Origin of the sequence: Bradyrhizobium sp. OK095, from assembly GCF_900109945.1 — a bacterium.
Taxonomy (GTDB): Bacteria; Pseudomonadota; Alphaproteobacteria; order Rhizobiales; family Xanthobacteraceae; genus Bradyrhizobium.
Genome location: NZ_FOBX01000002.1, coordinates 489,048 through 509,348, shown reverse-complemented (window position 1 = coordinate 509,348; position 20,301 = coordinate 489,048). Strand labels below are relative to the sequence as shown.

The 20,301-nt window shown below is 64.9% G+C and carries 17 protein-coding genes; 9 read left to right on the top strand and 8 right to left on the bottom strand.

Annotated features, from left to right (window positions below; all coding sequences use genetic code 11):
• Positions 1–28 precede the first annotated feature (28 nt).
• Entirely contained in the window at positions 29–3,145 is a 3,117-nt protein-coding gene (locus BMW89_RS07390) for an efflux RND transporter permease subunit (RefSeq protein ID WP_092024182.1), read from the top strand.
• On the opposite strand, the gene BMW89_RS07385 is transcribed toward BMW89_RS07390, so the two are convergent.
• From BMW89_RS07385 to BMW89_RS07360, 6 genes are all read right to left on the bottom strand, one after another.
• A complete protein-coding gene (locus BMW89_RS07385; protein ID WP_092024180.1) occupies positions 3,142–3,771 on the bottom strand; it encodes a LysE family translocator in 630 nt (209 codons plus the stop codon). The genes BMW89_RS07390 and BMW89_RS07385 overlap by 4 nt on opposite strands.
• 200 nt (positions 3,772–3,971) lie before the next feature.
• Positions 3,972–4,934 (bottom strand): amidohydrolase family protein, encoded by a 963-nt coding sequence (locus BMW89_RS07380; RefSeq protein ID WP_092024178.1) that lies wholly within the window; start codon positions 4,932–4,934, stop codon positions 3,972–3,974.
• Between the two features lie 51 nt (positions 4,935–4,985).
• Positions 4,986–5,543, bottom strand: a complete 558-nt coding sequence (locus BMW89_RS07375; RefSeq protein WP_092024176.1) for a P-loop NTPase family protein — start codon at positions 5,541–5,543, stop codon at positions 4,986–4,988.
• A 28-nt stretch (positions 5,544–5,571) separates the two neighbouring features.
• A complete protein-coding gene (locus BMW89_RS07370; protein ID WP_092024174.1) occupies positions 5,572–7,002 on the bottom strand; it encodes a TolC family outer membrane protein in 1,431 nt (476 codons plus the stop codon).
• A 188-nt stretch (positions 7,003–7,190) separates the two neighbouring features.
• Positions 7,191–7,970 (bottom strand): enoyl-CoA hydratase, encoded by a 780-nt coding sequence (locus BMW89_RS07365; protein WP_092024172.1) that lies wholly within the window; start codon positions 7,968–7,970, stop codon positions 7,191–7,193.
• 112 nt (positions 7,971–8,082) lie between these two features.
• Complete coding sequence (locus BMW89_RS07360; protein ID WP_092024170.1) at positions 8,083–8,739, bottom strand: hypothetical protein; 657 nt, start codon at positions 8,737–8,739, stop codon at positions 8,083–8,085.
• Positions 8,740–9,027: 288 nt separating this feature from the next.
• Between BMW89_RS07360 and BMW89_RS07355 the strand changes: the two genes are divergently transcribed.
• The 5 genes from BMW89_RS07355 (at position 9,028) to paoC (ending at position 14,237) form a co-directional block, all read left to right on the top strand.
• Entirely contained in the window at positions 9,028–9,573 is a 546-nt protein-coding gene (locus BMW89_RS07355; protein ID WP_177195924.1) for a sigma-70 family RNA polymerase sigma factor, read from the top strand.
• A gap of 2 nt (positions 9,574–9,575) precedes the next feature.
• Positions 9,576–10,214, top strand: a complete 639-nt coding sequence (locus BMW89_RS07350) for an NrsF family protein (RefSeq protein ID WP_092024166.1) — start codon at positions 9,576–9,578, stop codon at positions 10,212–10,214.
• Positions 10,215–10,425: 211 nt separating this feature from the next.
• Positions 10,426–11,082 (top strand): aldehyde dehydrogenase iron-sulfur subunit PaoA, encoded by a 657-nt coding sequence (gene paoA / locus BMW89_RS07345; RefSeq protein ID WP_092024164.1) that lies wholly within the window; start codon positions 10,426–10,428, stop codon positions 11,080–11,082.
• Complete coding sequence (locus BMW89_RS07340; RefSeq protein WP_092024162.1) at positions 11,079–12,029, top strand: FAD binding domain-containing protein; 951 nt, start codon at positions 11,079–11,081, stop codon at positions 12,027–12,029. The genes paoA and BMW89_RS07340 overlap by 4 nt, the downstream gene beginning before the upstream one ends.
• A gap of 3 nt (positions 12,030–12,032) precedes the next feature.
• Positions 12,033–14,237, top strand: a complete 2,205-nt coding sequence (gene paoC, locus BMW89_RS07335; protein WP_092024160.1) for an aldehyde oxidoreductase molybdenum-binding subunit PaoC — start codon at positions 12,033–12,035, stop codon at positions 14,235–14,237.
• A 17-nt stretch (positions 14,238–14,254) separates the two neighbouring features.
• Here paoC and BMW89_RS07330 read toward each other — a convergent pair whose 3' ends face one another.
• Positions 14,255–15,358, bottom strand: coding sequence for a DUF2336 domain-containing protein (locus tag BMW89_RS07330; RefSeq protein ID WP_092024158.1), 1,104 nt, complete (start codon positions 15,356–15,358; stop codon positions 14,255–14,257).
• A gap of 63 nt (positions 15,359–15,421) precedes the next feature.
• Positions 15,422–16,579: a GGDEF domain-containing protein gene (locus BMW89_RS07325; protein WP_092024156.1), complete on the bottom strand. Its 1,158-nt coding sequence runs from the start codon at positions 16,577–16,579 to the stop codon at positions 15,422–15,424.
• 438 nt (positions 16,580–17,017) lie between these two features.
• Here BMW89_RS07325 and BMW89_RS07320 point away from each other — a divergent pair, with 438 nt between their 5' ends.
• Genes BMW89_RS07320 through BMW89_RS07310 form a run of 3 tightly spaced genes read left to right on the top strand, consistent with a single transcriptional unit; the run spans position 17,018 to position 20,007 of the window.
• Positions 17,018–17,587 (top strand): sigma-70 family RNA polymerase sigma factor, encoded by a 570-nt coding sequence (locus BMW89_RS07320; RefSeq protein ID WP_164987884.1) that lies wholly within the window; start codon positions 17,018–17,020, stop codon positions 17,585–17,587.
• Entirely contained in the window at positions 17,584–18,279 is a 696-nt protein-coding gene (locus tag BMW89_RS07315) for a hypothetical protein (RefSeq protein WP_092024154.1), read from the top strand. Before BMW89_RS07320 ends, BMW89_RS07315 begins: the two co-directional genes overlap by 4 nt.
• Positions 18,280–18,294: 15 nt before the next feature.
• The gene (locus BMW89_RS07310) at positions 18,295–20,007 is read left to right on the top strand and encodes a S8 family serine peptidase (RefSeq protein WP_092024152.1); all 1,713 of its coding nucleotides are present in this window, start codon (positions 18,295–18,297) and stop codon (positions 20,005–20,007) included.
• Positions 20,008–20,301 lie beyond the last annotated feature (294 nt).

The following is a 20,301-nucleotide window of genomic DNA, read 5'->3' as shown; positions in this document are numbered from 1 at the left end:
AAACTGAAAAGCCGGACTGAAGACCTGAATGGATCGCCTCGTCGCCCTTGCCGTCAACCGGCGCTTCCTGATGGTCGGGATGTTCGTCGCCGTAATGATCGGCGGCCTGATTGCGTTCAACCAGCTCAACATCGAGGCCTATCCGGATCCGACCCCGCCGATGGTCGACATCGTGACGCAGAGCCCGGGCCTGTCGGCGGAAGAGATCGAGCGCTACATCACGATCCCGATCGAGACCCAGGTCGCGGGTCTGAAGAACCTGACGACCATCCGCACCATCTCGCTCTATGGCCTGTCCGACGTCAAACTCCAGTTCTCCTTCGCCTACACCTATGACGAGGCGCTGCAGCAGGTCTTGAACCGCCTGGCGCAACTCGCGCCGCTGCCCGGCAACGTGCAGCCGCAGATATCGCCGCTCAGCCCGATCGGTGAGATCTTCCGCTACCGTCTGGTCGGCCCGCCGAACTACAGCGTGCTCGACCTCAAGACCATCCAGGACTGGGTCCTCCAGCGTCGTTTCCGTGCCGTACCTGGCGTCATCGACGTCACCGGCTGGGGCGGCAAGAGCAGGACCTACGAGCTCCAGGTCGACAACAACAAGCTGGTCGCCAACGGCCTGACGCTGCCGCAAGTGCTCCAGGCCGTCAGCAATTCCAACGTCAATGTCGGCGGCAACACCGTCAATATCGGCCAGCAATCGGCCGTGGTGCGCGGCGTCGGCTTGATCCGCTCGATCGACGACCTCGCCAACACCATGATTGCCCAGACCAACGGCAATCCGGTGCTGGTCAAGGACGTCGCCACCGTCACCGTCGGGCAGAAGCCCCGCCTCGGCATTGCCGGCATCGACGATTCCGACGACATCGTGCAGGGCATCGTGCTGATGCGCCGCGGCGAGCAGAGCTCGCCGACCATCAAGCGCGTCCATCAGCTCGTTCAAACCATCAACGACTCCAGCATCCTGCCGCCCGGTGTGCGCATCGAGCGCATCTATGACCGCGGCGACCTGATCGAGCTCACCACTCACACCGTGCTGCACAACATGGTGGTCGGCATTTTTCTGATCGTGCTGTTGCAGTGGATATTCCTGGGTGACTTGCGCAGCGCGCTGATCGTCGGCGCCACCATTCCGTTCGCGCTGTTCTTCGCCGTGATCATCCTGGTGCTGCGCGGGGAATCGGCGAACCTGCTGTCGGTCGGCGCGATCGATTTCGGTCTGATCGTCGATGCCACCGTCATCATGGTGGAGGCGATCTTCCGGCGCCTGACGCAGACGACGCCAGTCTCGGAAGCCGACCATATGTCGCCCGAGACGCTGTTCGGCATGAAGAGCCACGCCATCCTGAGCGCCGCGGCCGACGTGTCGCGTTCGATCTTCTTCGCCGCTGCCATCATCATCGCAGCCTTCCTGCCGCTGTTCACGCTATCAGGTGTCGAGGGCAATATCTTCGGACCGATGGCGCGCACCTATGCCTATGCGCTGGCCGGCGGCCTGCTTGCGACATTCACCGTTACCCCGGCGCTATCAGCGATCATCCTGCCTGCGCATGTCCATGAGACCGAGACCAGGGTGATGCGGATCCTGCATCGGCTCTACATGCCGTTGCTGAACTGGGCGGTCGCCAATCGCGGCATCATGCTTGGGGGCGCCGTCGGTCTCGTGCTGATGACGGTTGCACTCAGTCGGCTGCTCGGCCTCGAATTCCTGCCCAAGCTGGAAGAGGGCAATCTCTGGATCCGCGCCACGCTGCCGCCGACCATCTCGCTCCAGGAAGGCAACAGCTACGTCAACGAGATGCGCAAGGTGATCCGCGCCCGGCCCGAGGTCGAATCCGTGGTGTCGCAGCACGGCCGTCCCGATGACGGCACCGATGCGGCTGGCTTCTTCAACGCCGAGTTCTTCGCACCGCTGAAGCCCGCCAGCCAATGGCCCGGCACCCACGACAAGGAAGAGCTGACCGCGCAACTGCTCAAGCAGCTCGACGACCGTTTCCCTGGCGTCGAATTCAACTTCTCGCAATATCTCCAGGACAACGTCTCCGAAGCCGTGTCCGGTGTGAAGGGCGAGAATTCGATCAAGCTGTTCGGCAGCGATCTCCAGGCCCTGACCGACACCGCCAACAAGATGAAGCAGGTGCTGGCCACCGTGCAGGGCGTCACCGACCTTGCGGTGTTCACTTCGCTCGGGCAGCCGACCATCCAGATCGACATCGACCGGGCCAAGGCCGCGCGCTATGGCCTTGCGCCGGGTGACATCAACGCCACCATCAAGGTCGCGATCGGCGGCGACACCGCCGGCGATATCTACGAGCCCGGCTCCGATCGCCATTTCCCGATCATCGTTCGGCTGGCGCCGGAATTCCGGCGGAGCGCGGAGGTGATTCAGAATTTGCGTATCGGCGCGCCCGGGCCCAACGGTATCGTCACGCAGATTCCGTTGAGCGAAGTCGCCAGCATCAGCCTCGTCTCGGGCGCGGCCTATATCTATCGCGAGCAGCAGGAACGCTACCTGCCGATCAAGTTCTCGGTGCGCGAGCGCGATCTCGGCAGCGCGATCCGCGAGGCCCAGCAGAAGATCGCCGATCAGGTGCAATTGCCGCCCGGCGCGCACATGGAATGGGTCGGCGAGTTCGGCAATCTCCAGGATGCGATCCGGCGGCTGTCAATCGTGGTGCCGATCTCGCTGGCGCTGATCGGCGTGCTGCTCTGGTTCAATTTCGGCTCGATGACCGACACGCTGCTCGCGATGAGCGTGATCCCGATGGCGATCTTCGGCGGCGTGCTCGGGTTGTTGATCACCGGCACCGCCTTTAGCGTCTCCGCGGCGATCGGCTTCATCGCGCTGTTCGGCATCGCGGTGATGGACGGCATCATCATCCTGTCGCAGTTCAACCAGCTGATCGAGGAAGGCATGGACCGCATGAGCGCGGTGATCCGTACGGGCGAGCTTCAGCTCCGGCCCGTGCTGATGACCTGCGTCGTCGCCGGCGTCGGCCTGCTGCCCGCTGCGCTGTCGGAGGGCATCGGCTCGCAGGTGCAGAAGCCGCTCGCGGTCGTCGTCGTCACCGGCATGATGCTGGCGCCGATCGTGATCCTCGTGACCTTGCCGGTCCTGATCTCCTTCTTCTCCCGCCGCGCGCGCTAACCCAGCGCCCGCTGCGCGATCCGCACCAGCATGGTGGTGCCGAGCCCGAGCAGCATCAGGCTCGCGAACCGGCTGCTGAGCGACAGCACCCGTGGTGTTAGCCGTGATCGCGCGGTTGCGACGATGGTGCTGAGCATCATCCACCAGACTGCAGAGCCCACAAACACGCCCGCGACGAGCGGTGTTGTTGCGGCCTGCGTGGAAAACGCATGCAGCGCGGCCAGAAACAGGATGACCGTCAGCGGATTTGTCAGCCCGAGCGCGATGGCGCTGAGATAGGCGCGCGCCAGCCGCACTCTGTCGATCTCGCCGGCGTCCTGGAGCACGATGGAACACCGATGCGTGCGGATTGCGAACCACAGCAGTGTAAAGGCCGAGACAATTCCGAAGACCGCCGCATTCGCCTCGACCCATGGCTGTGCGAGCGAGCCAAGTCCCAACACCGCAAGGGCGCTGTAGGTGAGATGCACAGTCGCCGCACCGAAGCCGGTTGCAAGGCCTGTGGCCATGCCGGATGCCAATGTGCGCTGAATGCACAGCATGCCCATGGGCCCGATGGGAGCGGCGACGGTGAAACCAATTCCGATGCCGGAGAAAAGCGCGGCAAGATAATGCGATAAAGGCATGCACCCGCACGAACATATGAAATCTGCACGTGTGCGTACCGGGATGCGAGAGTCCGTGCCTCAACCGAAAGGGTGAAAAGCAAAAGGAAACGCGAACACGTTCGTGTGAGTCCGACGTCGTTGTGATCTTGCGACAACAGTTCCACGATTCGAACATGGAACTGCGTCGCTTCGTTGAACCTATTTGCGCGTGTCGCGACTCAGAACCCGTAGAGTTGCGCGGGATTGTCGACCAGGATCTTCTTGCGCACATCCGTATCAGGTGCCCACACCGGAAGCTGGTTGAGCAGGCGACCGTCGTCGATCGGATAGAACGGTGCGATGTCGGTGGCCTTGCGTCCTGGCATCTGCGCAGAATCCGGATGCGGCCAATCGGTGCCCCAGACGATGCGGTCCGGATTGGCCGCGATCAGCGCGCGCGCATAGGGCACCATGTCCTGATAGTCAGGCGCGAGCTTCGACGAGCGATAGGCGCCGGAGATCTTCACATAGGCCTTGCCGGATTTGACGAGGGCGACAAGATCGGAAAATCCCGGCTGTTCCGCGCCGAGCGAAGCGTCGAGGCCACCGAAATGATCGAACACGGCGGGTACGGGCGCAGCCAGCACCAACTCCTTGATCGCGGAGATCATCGGCAGCGTCGTGTAGAGCTGCACGTGCCAGCCGCGCGCTTTCATGCGCTCGACGGCCGCGGTGAAGCGGGCCCGGCCGACATTGGGATCGCTGATGCCGCCGGTCGCAAGGTTGATGCGGATGCCGCGAAAACCTTCCTGCTGCATCGTATCGAGCTGGGCTTCGGTCGTCTTGTCGTCGATCACCGCAACCCCGCGCGCATTCGCGCCGCGCGCCTTCATGCCGAACAGCGTCGAGGAATTGTCGGTGCCGTAGACGCTCGGCGTCACAATCACCACGCGCTCGATATGCAGCGCCTTGTGTAGCGCGGCCATTTCTTCGGGGCTCGCGGGCTCCGGCGTGTAGACGCGTCCCGCGAAGAACGGAAACTTTTCGAGATCGCCATGAATGTGGGTGTGGCAGTCGCAGGCATGCGCCGGGACGTCGAAATTCACCGGCGTCGCAGGCTGCGACGCGCGGGCGTGGGCTTTGCTGGTCATGGCTACTCCGGCGGCAAGAGAGGCGAGCAGGACGCTGCGTCGGTCGAGCATGGTTTCTCCCCCTGTTTTTATTGTTGGCAGTGGTGCCGCGACGGTATCACATCAGCCCGGCAGCCGCTCCGCTTCGCTGCATAGCTGCTCGACAAGCTCCGCAAGCGGGCGTGAGCCGTCGACGCGCACCACCGGGCAGGGCAAGCCCGCGAGCCACGCCTCGTCTTTTGCGAGACTGCGGCCTTCGCGGTCGCCGGCTTCGTAGTGCGAAGCCCATGCGACGAACGACTCCGTTTCGTCATGACGCCAGCCGCCCTGTGCGACGGCATCGGCACCAAAATGCGAAGCCTCGCGGGCACGCAGTCGCCGCATGCGAAGCTCGCGCGGCGTGGTCACGAAGACAACGAGATCGAAGAGCGGGATGAGTTCGTCGCCCCAACCGGTGACGGTTCCGCTCAGCACCCAATCCAGACGCGGCAGAAACATCTCGCGCATCAGGCGCAGGCGCTCGGTGGCGGGGCGTGTCGTCTGGTAGGGCGGCGCAGTCGGCAGCCAGAAATAATCGTCGGTGTCGTGATGCGGCAGCGCGAGCTTACCCGCGAGCGCGCGACCAAGCGTCGTCGCGCCGGAGCCCGAAGCTCCCATCAGATGGATGCGGCAGCTTTTCATCGGTACCAGGCCAATAGATTTGAAACGACTATTGCCCGGACGGCGTGCGCAGGCCGTGCCAGGCGTCGCGGACCTGCTGGTAGTGCACTTCGGGCAAATAGTCCGGCGTGTTCAGGCTCAAGGTCTTGACGTCGAGATGGCCGACGGCGCTGAGCAGGGTGTAGGAGGCGATCACGCGGTCGCGCAGCGCGCCGATCAGGCGGGCCTTGGCCTGGATCAGGTCGGCTTGCGAGTTCAGCACGTCCACCGTTGTGCGCTGTCCGCCGGCGGCCTCGCGCTGCACGCCCTGGAGCGCGACGGTCGCCGCCTTCACCTCGGACTCCGAGGCCGAGACCGCGATCTTGGCGCCTTCATTGGCGACCCAGGCGCTCACCGCCGCCGTACGTGCCTGATTGCGCACCTGGTCGAGCACGAGTCGGCTCTGCGCCGTGATTTCCTTGGCCTGCCGGGTCTGCGCCGCCGCCTGGCCGCCGTCATAGATCGGCACGGTGACATTGGCGACGATCGAGGCCTGGTCCTCGGCGAAGGTGCCGAGCGTCGGATCGTTGTTGCGGCTTTTGCTGGCGCTGCCCTGGAGGTTGGCGCTCGGCAGCAGCGCGCCTTCGGCAACGCGAATGTTGGTGGAGGCGACGTCGACGTCGAAGCCGGCCGCCATCACCGCCGGGTGCTGACGGATCGCCATGGTCAGTGCATCCTCGCGGCTCTTCGGCAGATAGCGGTCGACCACTTCGGCGGGACGGAGCTGCGATGGCGGATTGCCGACCACCTGCGCATAGGTCGCCTGGCTGATCGCAAGCGCGACTTCCGCGGCATTGAGATCGGAAAGGCCGCGGCTGAGGCGCGCCTCGGCCTGGGCACTGTCGGTCGGCGTGACGTCGCCGGCGTTGAGGCGGCGCTGGGTGACGGACAGCGTCTCGCGCAGGAACGCAACGTTGGAGCGCTGCGCCTCGACCAGTGACTGGTTCGCCAGCACGTTGGTGTAGGCGGTGACGGCGTCGAGCAGCACGCCCTGGCCGACATTGCGCAGCGCCTCGCGGCCTGACTGCACCTGGAGTTCGGCGGCGCGCACATTGTTGGCGGTGCGGAAGCCGTTGAACAGGGTCTGCGTCACGGTGACGCCGATGATCCACGGCTTCAGATTGGCGGTCTGGATGGTGTTGTCGGGCAAAAGGTTGCGCACCGATTGCAGGCCGGCGCTGAGGCTCGCCACGATCTGCGGCCGGTAGCCGGCCAGCGCCTGCGGCACGTTCTCGTCGGTGGCGCGCTGGCGCGCACGCTCGGCATTGAGCTGCGGATTGGTCTGGTAGGCTTTTGCCAATGCCTCCGGCAGGGCTTCGGCCGATGCGGCGGAGGGCAGGGCGCAGCAGAGCGCCAGCGTGGTCCATGTCGCAAGCACAGGACCCACGCCCGATCGACGCCGCGTCATCTCGCGACCAGCTCTGGCGGCACGCCCAATCATGTAATCCCGCAAAACCCCGGCTGTCCGCCCCCGCCGACGGTGGCCTCTTAACTGTTTAACCAGCCGGGGTCCCGCAGGCAAACTGCCGCGGGGGAAACCCCCATGTATTCCGTGCTTGTTGCAGGTACGTCACAGGGATTTTGCGAGAAGGCGTCAGAGCCTTACACCAGCCTTACCGCTCGCCGGGATTACCGGTTCTTGTTCACCGGCTTGCGCTTCTCGATGAACGCCGCCATGCCCTCGGAGCGGTCTTCCAGCGCGAAGGTCGCGTGGAACAGATTGCGCTCGACGCTCATGCCCTCGGCGAGCGTGGTCTCGAAGGCGCGGTTGACCGCTTCCTTGGCCATCGCCGCGGCGGGCTGCGACATCGAAGCGATCTTCTCCGCTGCGGCCATGACTTCATCCATGAGCTTGTCAGCGGGCACAATGCGGCTGACGAGGCCTGAGCGCTCGGCTTCCGCGGCATCCATCATGCGGCCGGTCAGGCAGAGGTCCATCGCCTTGGCCTTGCCAATCGCGCGCGTCAGGCGCTGGGTGCCGCCGATCCCGGGAATGGTGCCGAGCGTGATTTCAGGCTGGCCGAATTTTGCGGTGTCGGCTGCGATGATGAAGTCGCACATCATGGCGAGCTCGCAGCCGCCGCCGAGGGCGTAGCCCGAAACCGCCGCGATGGTCGGCTTGCGGCAGCGTGCGACGCGATCGCCGCCGATCGCGGCAAAGTCCTCGGAGAACATGTCGATGAAGCCCTTCGGCTGCATCTCCTTGATGTCGGCGCCGGCGGCAAAGGCCTTCTCGCTGCCGGTCACGACGATGCAGCCGATGGCGTCATCGCCCTCGAGATCGTCGACGGCGGCGGCAATCTCGCGGAAGACGCCGAAGGAAAGCGCGTTGAGCAGCTTCGGCCGGTTCAGCTTGATAATGCCGACCGCACCGATGCTTTCGACGATGATGTGTTCGAACGTGCTCATGCTCCACCCACGCTTTTGATTGGGCGGGCAATGTGCCTGCTGGCGCGGATGGCTTCAAGGGGGCCGGAACGCGCGGCTGGCGCGTCCCGGACGAGGCCCTTCAGGCCAAAAGCTAGGCCATGAACATGCGTGCGGCGGAGGCCAGCGTCAGCAGCGTGCCGATTCCGATGAAGATCTTGCCGATCATGGAGCTCTGGTCCCAGGCCGAGCTGTGCTGGCTGCTCGCCATGACAGGTGCCGGCCGCGGCTGCGCGTCGGTTGCGGCGATCACCGCCTTCTGCGCGGGCGCAGGGTCGGGATCACTGAGCTGATCGGGGGCCGTGGCCTGGTTCTCGGCATTCGGCGTGGCGGTATTATCGGCCGCTGCCTGGACGTTGTCGGTGGCGCGGCCTGTCATGGCGGAGGCCGCAGCCGCGGGCGTATCGGCGGCGGCGAGCTGCGCATGGGCGTTGGCGATTTCGGGCGGCATCTGGCTCGAGGCCGGGATGTCGTTATCGGCCTTCGTCTCGTCCGACTTCGCCTTGTCGGCCTTTGCCGCGACGTCGGTCTTGCCGGCCTTGTCGTCGGAGGATTTCTGCGCCGTCTTGCTGCCGGTGCGGCGAGACATGTGACGCCGGTGCTTGTCCGGCCTGACGGCGTCGGCCTGCTTGCCCGCGCTGTCCGGTTTGCCGCTCGCAGCCGAACTCGGCGCCGCCTGTGCGGCGCCTCCGAACAGCAGGAAAAGCCCGGCCAGAAGAATCAGGGCGGTGCGCCCGCTCGCTTTCATCATGTTGACGATCTCCCCAATCCACCCATCCCGGATCGAACAGAGACGCCGAGGCGTGACGAGAGCGGGGCAGAAAATGGGAATCTTCGGGCTACACTTGGCAAAAACGGGGCAAGCCACCCCTTCGCGACCGTCCGCCGGGTGCGGACGGGACCGATCGGTGTTATGAGCCGTCGCAGATTTTTGACGGCCGCGCAGACAGTGGCTCCGGCATCGATCACGAATTCGTGATCGTACAGGCGCCGGCGTAACAAACTGAAGGAGCGGCCGAATTGCATGGTGAGGGCGCGCGTGCGCGGACGTGAGGACGAGTGGACCGGCCTGATGCGGTCGGCCATGGCAGGCGATGATGCGGCGTATCATCGCCTGTTGAAGGCGGTCACGCCCGTGCTGCGCGCTGCCGCGAGGCGTGGCTTGGCGCGGGCCGGGCAGCCTCCTGATCAGGCCGAGGATATCGTGCAGGAGATTTTGTTGGCGGTGCATCTGAAGCGGCACACCTGGGACAGCGAAGCCCCCTTCGCGCCGTGGCTGTTTGCGATCGCCCGCAACAAGCTGATCGACACGTTGAGGCGGCGCGGCAGGCGCATCTTCGTCGACATCGACGATTTCGCCGAGACGCTGCCGGGCGAGATGCCGGAGGAGACCGCTTCGCCGGCCGAGGTGGCGACGCAGCTGGGCGCGCTGCCGCAGCGCCAGCGCGACGTGTTGCAATCGATCGCGGTCGAGGCTGCCTCGATCAAGGACACGGCGGCAAAGTTTTCGATGAGCGAAGGTGCGGTGCGGGTCGCGCTGCATCGCGGACTTGCAGCGCTGACTGCCAAACTGCGGGACCACTAGTCATGGATACCGATCAACTCATTCGTTCGCTCGCGGCCGACAATGCCCGCCGAGCCCCGCGCGTCGGCGCCGTGTTGACGATGGCGCTGCTGGTGGCGGCCCCGTTCTCGATCCTGATCTTCGCTACCTTCCTCGGCGTGCGGCCCGACGTGATGACGGCCATGCACAACCCGTTCTTCGATACGAAGTTCGCGGTCACGCTGTCGCTCGCGATCCCCGCAATCATCGTCAGCCTGCATCTGTCGCGGCCCGAAGCCCTGATGCGCGGCTGGGGCTGGCTGCTGCTGCTGCCCGTCGGCCTGCTTGCCGTCGCGATCGGCAGCGAGGCGATGATGGCGCCGGCCATGCCGATGACGATGCGGCTTGTCGGCAAGAACTCGCGGTGGTGCCTGTCGGCGATCCCCGCAATGTCGCTGCCGCTTCTTGCGGGTGCACTGTTCGGCCTGCGCCATGGTGCCCCGTCGCGCCCGGCACTGGCCGGCGCGCTGGCCGGTCTGTTGTCCGCCGGATTGGCGGCGACGCTCTACGCCTCGCATTGCACCGATGACTCGCCGCTGTTCGTGGCGACCTGGTATACGATCGCAACCGCATTGGTGACGGCGATCGGTGCTGCGGTGGGCTCGAGGGTGTTGCGTTACTGAACTGACGACGTGCCGCGCAAATCGACGTGACGTCACGGATCCGCGACCTCGGGGCTTCGACAGGCCGCAGAGCCCTCATTCATGAAGGACGCTCATAGGCTCATGCGCGCGTGACTGGCTAATCCCGCTCGTGTCTAGAAACTAACTTCGGTTGGACGACTTCTATCCAGTGCGCCGATGGGCGCTGCTGCAGCGAGGGATATGCCCAACCATGCGAAAACCCAGCGCATTCGAAATGTCGCGGCGGAACCTCTTGATTGGAACCGCCTCGTCGGTAGCGATCGGAGCTGCTTCGCGCGCGGCCAGAGCTCAAAATTCCGCCACCACGCTTCCGGCCGCCGCGGAAGGAACGCCGGCGATGGCAACGGTGTCCTTCAGCGTCAACGGCGAGGTCCGCGCGCTGAAGCTGGACACCCGCACGACGCTCCTCGACGCTCTGCGCGAGCATCTCCATCTCACCGGCACCAAGAAGGGCTGTGACCACGGTCAATGCGGCGCCTGCACCGTGATCGTCGGCGGGCAGCGGATCAATTCGTGCCTGACACTTGCAGTCATGCATGAGGGCGAGACCGTCACGACCATCGAGGGGCTCGGTACGCCGGAGCATATGCATCCGATGCAGGCCGCCTTCGTCAAGCACGATGGCTTTCAGTGCGGCTATTGCACGCCGGGTCAGATTTGCTCGGCCGTGGCGGTGCTCGACGAGATCAAGGCCGGAATTCCAAGTCACGTCACGGGCGATCTCAATGCCGCTCCGCAGCTGACCAACACCGAATTGCGCGAGCGCATGAGCGGCAACATCTGCCGCTGCGGCGCCTATTCCAACATCGCCGAGGCAATCACCGAAGTTGCCGGGAGGCGCGCATGAAGTCCTTTACCTACGAGAAGGTGAGTTCACCCGCGGCGGCGGCATCCGCGGTCGTCAGCAACAGCAATGCAAAATTCATTGCCGGCGGCACCAATCTGCTCGATTTGATGAAGCTCGAAATCGAGACGCCGTCTCATCTGATCGACGTCAACGGCCTGGGATTCGACAAGATCGAACCGACGTCCGACGGCGGACTTCGCATCGGCGCGCTGGTGCGCAACACGGCGCTCGCGGCCGATGCGCGGATCCGGCGTGACTATGGCCTGCTGTCACGTGCGTTGCTTGCCGGCGCGTCCGGACAATTGCGCAACAAGGCGACCACTGCCGGCAACCTGCTGCAACGGACACGTTGCCCATACTTCTACGACACCAATCAGCCCTGCAACAAACGTAACCCCGGCAGCGGCTGTGCCGCCATCGGCGGCGTGACCCGCCAGCATGCGGTGATCGGTGCGAGCGATGCCTGCATCGCGACGCATCCGAGCGACATGGCGATTGCCATGCGTGCGCTCGATGCGACTGTTCAGACCGCGCGCCCGGACGGCTCGATCCGGGACATTCCGATCGCGGATCTCCACCGTCTGCCGGGCGATACCCCGCACATCGAGACGACGCTGACCTCAGGTGAACTGATCACGTCCGTAACGCTGCCCAAGCCCGTTGGCGGAACGCATATCTACCGGAAGGTCCGCGACCGCGCCTCCTACGCGTTCGCATTGGTCTCGGTCGGAGCGATCGTCCAGCGCGACGGGACGGGACGCGTTGCCGTCGGAGGCATCGCTCACAAGCCGTGGCGGGTCGAAGCGGCCGAAGCCGAGATGCCGCACGGTGCGAAAGCCGTTGCCGCGCATCTGCTCGAAGGAGCCAGCCCGACGAAAGAAAATGCATTCAAGCTTTCGCTGGTGGAGCGAACCCTGGGCGCGGTCCTGACCGAAGCGAAAGGTTGAGCCATGAAGTTCGACACGCCTGCGACCACCAACCCGATCGATCAGCTCAAGGTCATCGGTCATGCGACCAGCCGGATCGACGGCCCGCTGAAGACCACGGGACGGGCGACCTATGCCTATGAGTGGCACGATCGTCCCGCCAGCCCCGCCTACGGCTACATTGTTGGGGCGGCCATCGCCAAGGGCCGGATTGCTTCGATGGATCTGTCTCGTGCCAGGTCCGCGCCCGGCATCATCGCGATCGTCACGGCGGAGAATGCCGGCAAGCTCGGTAAAGGCAATTACAACACGGCAAAGCTGCTCGGCGGGCCCGACATTGACCATTATCATCAGGCGGTCGCGGTCGTCGTCGCCGAAACATTCGAGCAAGCCCGCGCCGCAGCCCAGCTCGTCAAGGTCGATTACGCCGCAGCGAAGGGTTCGTTCGACCTTTCCGCCGGACGGGACGGGGCCGCCAAGCCTCCCGGACGCGGTGACGATCAGCCGGACACGACCGTCGGTGATTTTCCCGGTGCCTTCGCGTCTTCGCCGGTACAGCTCGATGCGACCTACACTACGCCGGATCAGGCCCATGCGATGATGGAGCCGCACGCGTCGATGGCGGCGTGGGAAGGGGACAAGCTCACGCTCTGGACCTCCAACCAGATGATTGCCTGGACCACCGGGGACGTTGCGAAGACGCTAGGCCTGCCCAAGGAAAACGTTCGCCTGATTTCGCCCTTCATCGGCGGCGGCTTCGGCGGCAAACTATTCCTTCGCGCCGATGCCGTCCTCGCAGCGCTAGGCGCCCGCGCCGCCAACCGTCCGGTCAAGGTCGCCATGCAGCGGCCTCTGATGTTCAACAACACGACGCATCGTCCGGCGACGATCCAGCGCATTCGTATCGGTGCTGGCAGGGACGGCAAGATCACGGCGATCGGACACGAGAGCTGGTCGGGCAATTTGCCGGAGGGCAGGCCGGAGACGGCGGTCCAACAGACGCGTTTGCTCTATGCCGGCGAGAACCGGATGACGGCGCTGCGTCTCGCCATGCTCGATCTGCCCGAGGGCAACGCCATGCGCGCGCCCGGCGAGGCGCCGGGCATGATGGCGTTGGAGATCGCCATGGACGAGATGGCAGAGCGGCTGGGTCTCGACCCCATCGAATTTCGTGCGCGCAACGACACCCAGGTCGATCCCGAGCATCCGAATCGTCCGTTCTCTCAGCGGCAACTCGTCGAATGCATGCGGATCGGCGCGGAGCGCTTCGGCTGGAACAAGCGGAATGCCGAGCCCGGCAAGCAGCGCGACGGTCGTTGGCTTATCGGAATGGGCGTGGCTGCAGCCTTCCGCAACAATCTTCTGATGAAGTCGGGGGCGCGCGTTCGTCTCGACAGAGGCGGGACTGTGACCGTCGAGACCGACATGACCGATATCGGAACCGGCAGCTATACCATCATCGCCCAGACCGCGGCGGAGATGATGGGGGTGCCTTTGGAAAAGGTCGTCGTGCGTCTCGGCGACTCCAGCTTCCCGGTATCCGCAGGCTCCGGCGGCCAGTTCGGCGCGAACAATTCGACCTCGGGTGTCTATGCTGCTTGCGTCAAGCTGCGCGAGGCCGTGGCGCAGAAGCTCGGCTTCAACTCCGCTGAAATTGCCTTCACGGATGGGCAGGTCACTGCGGGCAACCGAAGCGTTCCGCTTGGGCAGGCGGCGTCGGACGGCGAACTCGCGGCAGAGGATTCGATCGAGTACGGCGACCTTGCCAAGACCCATCAGCAATCGACGTTCGGCGCGCATTTCGTCGAGCTCGGCGTCGACGTGGCGACGGCCGAGATTCGTGTCCGCCGGATGCTTGCCGTTTGCGCCGCAGGCCGTATCCTCAACCCGACGACCGCGCGTAGCCAGGTGATCGGTGCCATGACGATGGGCGTCGGCGCGGCGCTCATGGAAGAGCTGGCGGTGGACAAGCGCTCCGGTTTCTTCGTCAATCACGATCTCGCCGGCTACGAGGTTCCGGTTCATGCCGACATCCCGCACCAGGATACGATCTTCCTGGACGAAACGGATCCGATGTCGTCGCCGATGAAAGCCAAGGGGATCGGTGAGCTGGGGTTATGCGGCGTCGCCGCGGCGCTGGCCAACGCCGTCTACAACGCGACCGGGATACGGGTCCGGGAATACCCGATCACGCTCGACAAGCTGCTGCATCGCATGCCTGACGCCTGACGCCGTTCGCGGCAGTCTCACGCCGCCGGCGCCGCGCCCTGCTGCATGCGATGGAAGCGCAGCACCTGCTGTGCGGTCGATGAGCGCAGCGCCTCGTAGGTATCGCGCAGCGTCAGCATGTCGGTCTGCGGGCCGCCTGAGAGCTTTTCGCGCATGGCAATGATCGCGCGCACGCTCGACCATTGCATGCCCGCGACCTTGGCGAGGATCATCACGCCCTCGGCGCGGCTCTCGATCATCATGTTTTCGGCGGTCTCGACCGCGACGCCTGCCAGCGCCGCGAGCCCCGCATTGGTCTCGTCGAACTTGCCTTGCTCGGCAAAGGTGCTGACCTGGAATTCGTTGAGGCGGCCGTCCTCGTGAAGCGATCTCACCAGCGCGCGTGACATCTCGGTCTGCCGGGTCATGGCGGCGGCGCGAACCCGCTGGGCCACTTCCTGGACCACGCTCGACACTTCGTCCGCGAGCTCCGGATGCGCGGCCTCGAGCTTCCTGCGGACGTTCAGGGACGCCTTCGCGATCAGCTTCAGATAGTGATGGCGCGGCAGGTCGGGCCGCAGGCCGATACAGGTGGCAAGATCATCGTCGCGTTCGGCGCGCGCAACGAGGTCGGTGAGGCTTCCCTCGGAGAGCTGCGCGCCTGGATTGCCGACAGTCGATTGCACCACGTCCTCGTCGCCGCGCGTTACCAGCACGTCGGTCAGCGCTTCCGACAGCACCCGCCGCAGCGAGATCGCCTTGAGATGCGCCTGGCCGCGCGTGTGCGCGATCTCGATCAGGGTTGCCTCGTCCAGCCGTTCCGATTTCGACAGCACGGGGCCGGCGACCTCGATGACTTCGTCGAGTGCAAGCGTGCGGATGATTTTGGGCGGCGCGGCCGCGACCGGTGCGAGACGGTCGGCGAGCAGCGCCCGGGCCGAAATCTCGATCTGCTCGACCAGGCACTGGAATACGTCGTCGAACACGCGGACGTGCTCGTCTGAATACTCCACCAAACTGCCTACGAAGAGATCGGTGACGCGGCGCAGCGTCTCGACCCGGCGCGCAACGGTGCCGTGCGACAGCGCAGCCTGCAATTCCTCCAGCAGGTTTTCGGATGGTTTGGCGGATTTCGATCTCATAGCCCTGTCCTGGAGCGTTCGGTCCGGCGGCGGATTCTCACGCGCCGGGGGGAAATGGATTGGTCAGCTCGTGGCGATACGGTTGCGCCCTTGCGCCTTGGCGGAATAGAGCGCGCTGTCGGCGCGCGCGAGAAATGTATCGGCAGTATCGGCGTCGCGGAGCGTCACGACGCCCGCGGAAATCGTCACGCGCATGCCGGGGGCAAATGCGCTCCAGTCGAGATCAGCGACGATGCCGCGCAGCCGCTCCATCATGCGCGAGGCGGCATCGCCCGCGGTGTCGGGCAGCAGCAGCAAAAATTCCTCGCCGCCGTAGCGACCAAAACAGTCGTCCGGGCGGATGTTCGCGAAAATGGTGATGGCGAAGGTGCGCAGCACCTCGTCGCCCACGGGATGGCCGTGGGCGTCGTTGATGCGCTTGAACCAGTCGAGGTCGATCAGCGCGATCGCGCAAGGCGTCGATGCCTGACGCGACTTTTCCATCTCTGCGTCGAGAAGCCGCATGATGCAGCGGCGATTGTAGGAGCCGGTGAGCTCATCGAGCTCTGCCAGCTCCTCGATGCGCCGATAGGCATCCTTCAGCTCGATGCTGCGCCGGTACAGGATCTTGCGCAGCGTGGCGCCGAACAGGCCGAGGAAGGCGCACTGGCCGATCACCAGCACGAAACACAGCATCGAGGCAGTCCGCTGCAGCCTCGTGGCAACGGGCATGCCGATCGGCAGATCGGACACGAGGAAGACGGCGGCGAGGCCGGTGGTCGCGATCGCCCATGTGATCATCGCCTGCGCCGAGGTCATGCGCAGCGTGCCGAAGGCGAAGATCAGGAACAGCACGCAGATGAAGGCGATGCCGATGGTCGGCGCCGACAGCAGGAACACGAACTGCAGCGCCATATGCGCCGAGATCTGGAAGACGGTGAGATAGTGGTCAGTATGCCTGTCGCCGACGCCGGCTTCCGACATCACGACGAAGATGCCGATGATCGAGAGGCCGCCGACCCAGAACAGCGACGGAACGTGCATCGCAACAGTGCCGTCATAGCCGTAGAGCAGCAGGACGAAGGCGCCGAGCGAGTAGCTCGCGACCTGGCCGACATACATCTGCCGACGCTGCCGGGTCCGGCGCGCCCGCACCTCGGGCGCAGCGGCGTCGGGCATGAGAACGAGATCCGCGACCTCAGCGGCATTCCTCTCCGGTAAGGACGTCGCGGCCGTGCTCATTGTCCCGCCAATGGTGGAGCTCAGCCCAAAAATCTACGTGGCAAGCCTTTAGGTTTGGTATCCTTTGAAACCGAATCCAAACGGTGCAGCGCAGTACAGGGTGAAGGCGGCCGGCAGGTGGAATTTGCCGGCAATTAGGCATCGCTGGCGATGCGGTCGAGCCAAAACAGGGCTTGGTGAGACATATGTCGTGCAGGGCTGCTATGGTTCCATGCATGTCGGGCCGTCTGCACTGGGGCGGCATTGCGCAGGAAAGTGCTTCATTACTATGTTACCGTTCTTGAGCGAGGCAGCCAACCGTGGCGGGTGGCAAAAGGAAAGTTCGCGTATGTGGGGTAGATCACACAAGCCCCCGTATGACTGCGGTAGGTTGAAGAATTTCGCTCCTCCCGTCGAACCGTCCGCCGCTCCGACCCGACCAACTTTGCGAGACGGGCATTGAGCGTGACACAGGCGGCTACGGACGAGGTCCTCATCGCCAGGATCGCTCAGGGTGACCGGCTTGCCATGCAGGTGCTGTACGGGCGGCACCATGTCAGGGTTTACAGGTTCGGGCTGAGGCTCGTGCGGGACGAGCAGGCGGCGGAAGACCTCATCAGCGAGGTGTTTCTCGACGTCTGGCGTCAAGCCGGCAAATTCGAGGGCCGATCCGCCGTTTCCACCTGGCTGCTGGCAATCACCCGATTCAAGGCCCTCTCGGCGCTCCGGCGCAGGAAGGATTTTGAGTTGGACGACGACGCCGCGAACGCGATTGAGGATTCGTCCGACAATCCGGAAACGGTGGTGCAGAAGAAGGATACCAGTGAAGCGTTGCGGGAGTGTCTGACGGGCCTCTCGCCGGACCATCGGGAAATCGTCGATCTCGTCTACTACCACGAGAAATCCGTGGAAGAAGTGGCCGAAATCGTTGGCATTCCGGAGAACACTGTGAAGACGCGCTTGTTCTATGCGCGCAAGAAATTGGCCGAACTGCTGAAGGCAGCCGGCATTGAGCGAGGCTGGCCATGATGGCTTTGAGCAAGAAGATGCTGGAGCAAGAGCCCAGTGAAATTGAACTGCTGCTGCCCTGGCACGCCGCCGGCACGCTGAGCGCGCGCGACGCCCACCGCGTCGAGGAAGCGCTGGCGAATGATCCGGCGCTTGCGAGGCAATATGCCGCGATCCGCGGCGAGTACGAAGAGACCATCCATCTGAACGAGAGCCTGGGTGCTCCGTCGGCGCGGGCGATGCAGAAGCTGTTCGCCACGATCGACGCCGAGCCGGCGCGGCCGATCGGTTCACTGCCGCTCTCGGCGCGCATCGCGACCTTCTTCTCGAGCCTGTCGCCCCGCACGCTGGCCTGGTCGGCGAGCCTGGGTGCCATCGCGCTGCTGCTGCAAGCCGGCATCATTGGCGCCGTGCTGATGAAGAACCAGACCGCGACCTTCCAGACCGCCTCGCTGTCGACCGGCGCCCCGATCACGCGCGAACTCGGTGCATCCGCAACACCGGCCCGCGCGCTGGTGCGCTTCACGCCCGAGGCGCGGGTTGCCGACATCACCGCATTGCTCGACAGCTACCAGGCGTCGATCATCGGCGATGCCAAGGGCGGCATGTTCCGCCTTCAGTTCGACAAGGCGATGAGCCAGGACGATCTCGCCACGCTGCTCGGCAGGATGCAGCGCGAGAAGTTCGTCAACCTCGCCGTCGCGGCGCCGTAAGGCGCCGCTGCACCGATGACGCGCAAGTCCGAGAGTAAGGTGCGAGCCGGGGCCTATGCTTCCTCGGTCGGAGCCGCGCTGCTGCTCGCCGGCTGTCTCGGCGTCGAGGTTGCGCAGGCGCAGGCGATCATGCGCACGCCCACCATCAGCCTCCCCTCGCGCACGCCGACCATCTCTCCGAGCATCGCCGGGCGCGCCAGTTCGGGTGTTGCCGCCAGAGCGGTGGTCGTCGGCCGCGGCCCCGGGCCCGGCCCGATTGTGACATCGAGGATTTCGGCGCGGATGGTACCGACGCCGGTGCTGCCTTATGCGCGCTACTCCCCGAACCTCTACCCCGCCTGCACGGCGCCCTATCGCGACGATGGCGGCGAATGCCTGGCGCAGCCAAATGCGGGCGGTGAGGGCACCGGCAAGTCGGGCAAGAAGAGCGCGAGCAAGGGGCGTGGCAACAACACGCTGGCCGCCGTCGACTTGCGCACCATCGCCAACGAATTCGTTGCCGAGATCGACAGCGCGCTGTCGGTGACCGAGGCCGACGCGCTTGCGCGCCGCCACGGCCTCGCGCGTATCGCATCCGAGAATTTCCCGCTGATCGGGGCGACGTTCGGCCTGTTCCGCATCACGGATGGCCGGCCTTCCGAGACGGTGCGGCGCGAATTCGCCGCCGACGCCAGCGTGCGCTCGGTTCAGCCGAATTTCCGTTACGTGCTCCAGGACCAGAAATCGTCTGTGCCGACCGAGGGTGATCCGGCGCAATATGCACTGACCAAACTCCGTCTGCCGCAGGCGCACACGCTGGCGCACGGTGCCAACGTGACGGTGGCCGTGATCGATTCCGGCATCGACGCCAAGCATCCCGAGCTCGCCAATTCTATCTCCGACAATTTTGATGCGCTCGGCAGCACCGAGGGACCGCACGTCCACGGCACCGGCATCGCTGGCGCCATCGTGGCGCATGCCAAGCTGATGGGCAGCGCGCCCGAGGCGCGCATCATCGCCATCCGCGCCTTCGGCGGCACCACGGGCGGCGCCGAGAGCTCGTCCTACATCATCCTGCGCTCGCTGAACTACGCCGCGGAGCACGGCGCGCAGATCGTCAATATGAGCTTCGCCGGCCCGAAGGATGCCGTGATCGAGCGCGCTATCGCCGCGACCGCCGGGCGCGGGCTGGTGCTGATCGCAGCCGCCGGCAATGCGGGCGCGAAATCGCCGCCGCTTTATCCCGCCGCCAATCCCAACGTGATCGCGGTCAGTGCGACCGATCAGCAGGACAGGCTGTTCTCGGCGTCCAACCGCGGCAATTACATCGCGCTGGCCGCGCCCGGCGTCGACATCTTCCTGCCGGCGCCCGACGGCAAATACCAGATGACGTCGGGGACCTCGTTCTCGGCCGCCTATGTCTCCGGCGTCGCGGCGCTGCTGCTCGAGCGCAATTATGCGCTCAAGCCGGAAGCGCTGCGCATGACGCTGGCGAAGACCGCGCGCGACCTCGGCTCGCCCGGGCGTGACGAACTGTTTGGTGACGGCGAGGCGGATGCTTTTGCCGCAGTCATGGCTGTTCCTGCCGACAGCACGACGCCGGTTGCGGCTGCGTCCGGTACAACAAAACGTGAAGATGCGCAGCCACGTCGCGACGAGCCCGGCATCCGCGCAATAGAGCAACCCTCGTTGTCGAGCGCAGGCGATAAATCCGCGATTTCTCAGGCGGATAGGCCGGCGACGCGATAGCGGCTGCGACAAGATTGCGCGCCGCGCGAAGGTCGAAAAATCGAACGCCGCATTGAACGTTCAGCCGGCTGCCACGACCAAATTATGTGGGAGCGGTCATCCCTCCCCATAAGTCATATTAGGCGCGAGCGCCCATCCACCCCAAGCGCCCATATGGCTCGACCCGTCCGGTTGTCCCCCCGGACGGGTCTTTTCTTTTTTGGCATCCGATTCCTTGAAGCGATGTATGGGATCAGCCTGCGGTTGAGCGATCGCGGCTGCGCCCATCGCCGACCTCGTTCAGGTCCACCGCAA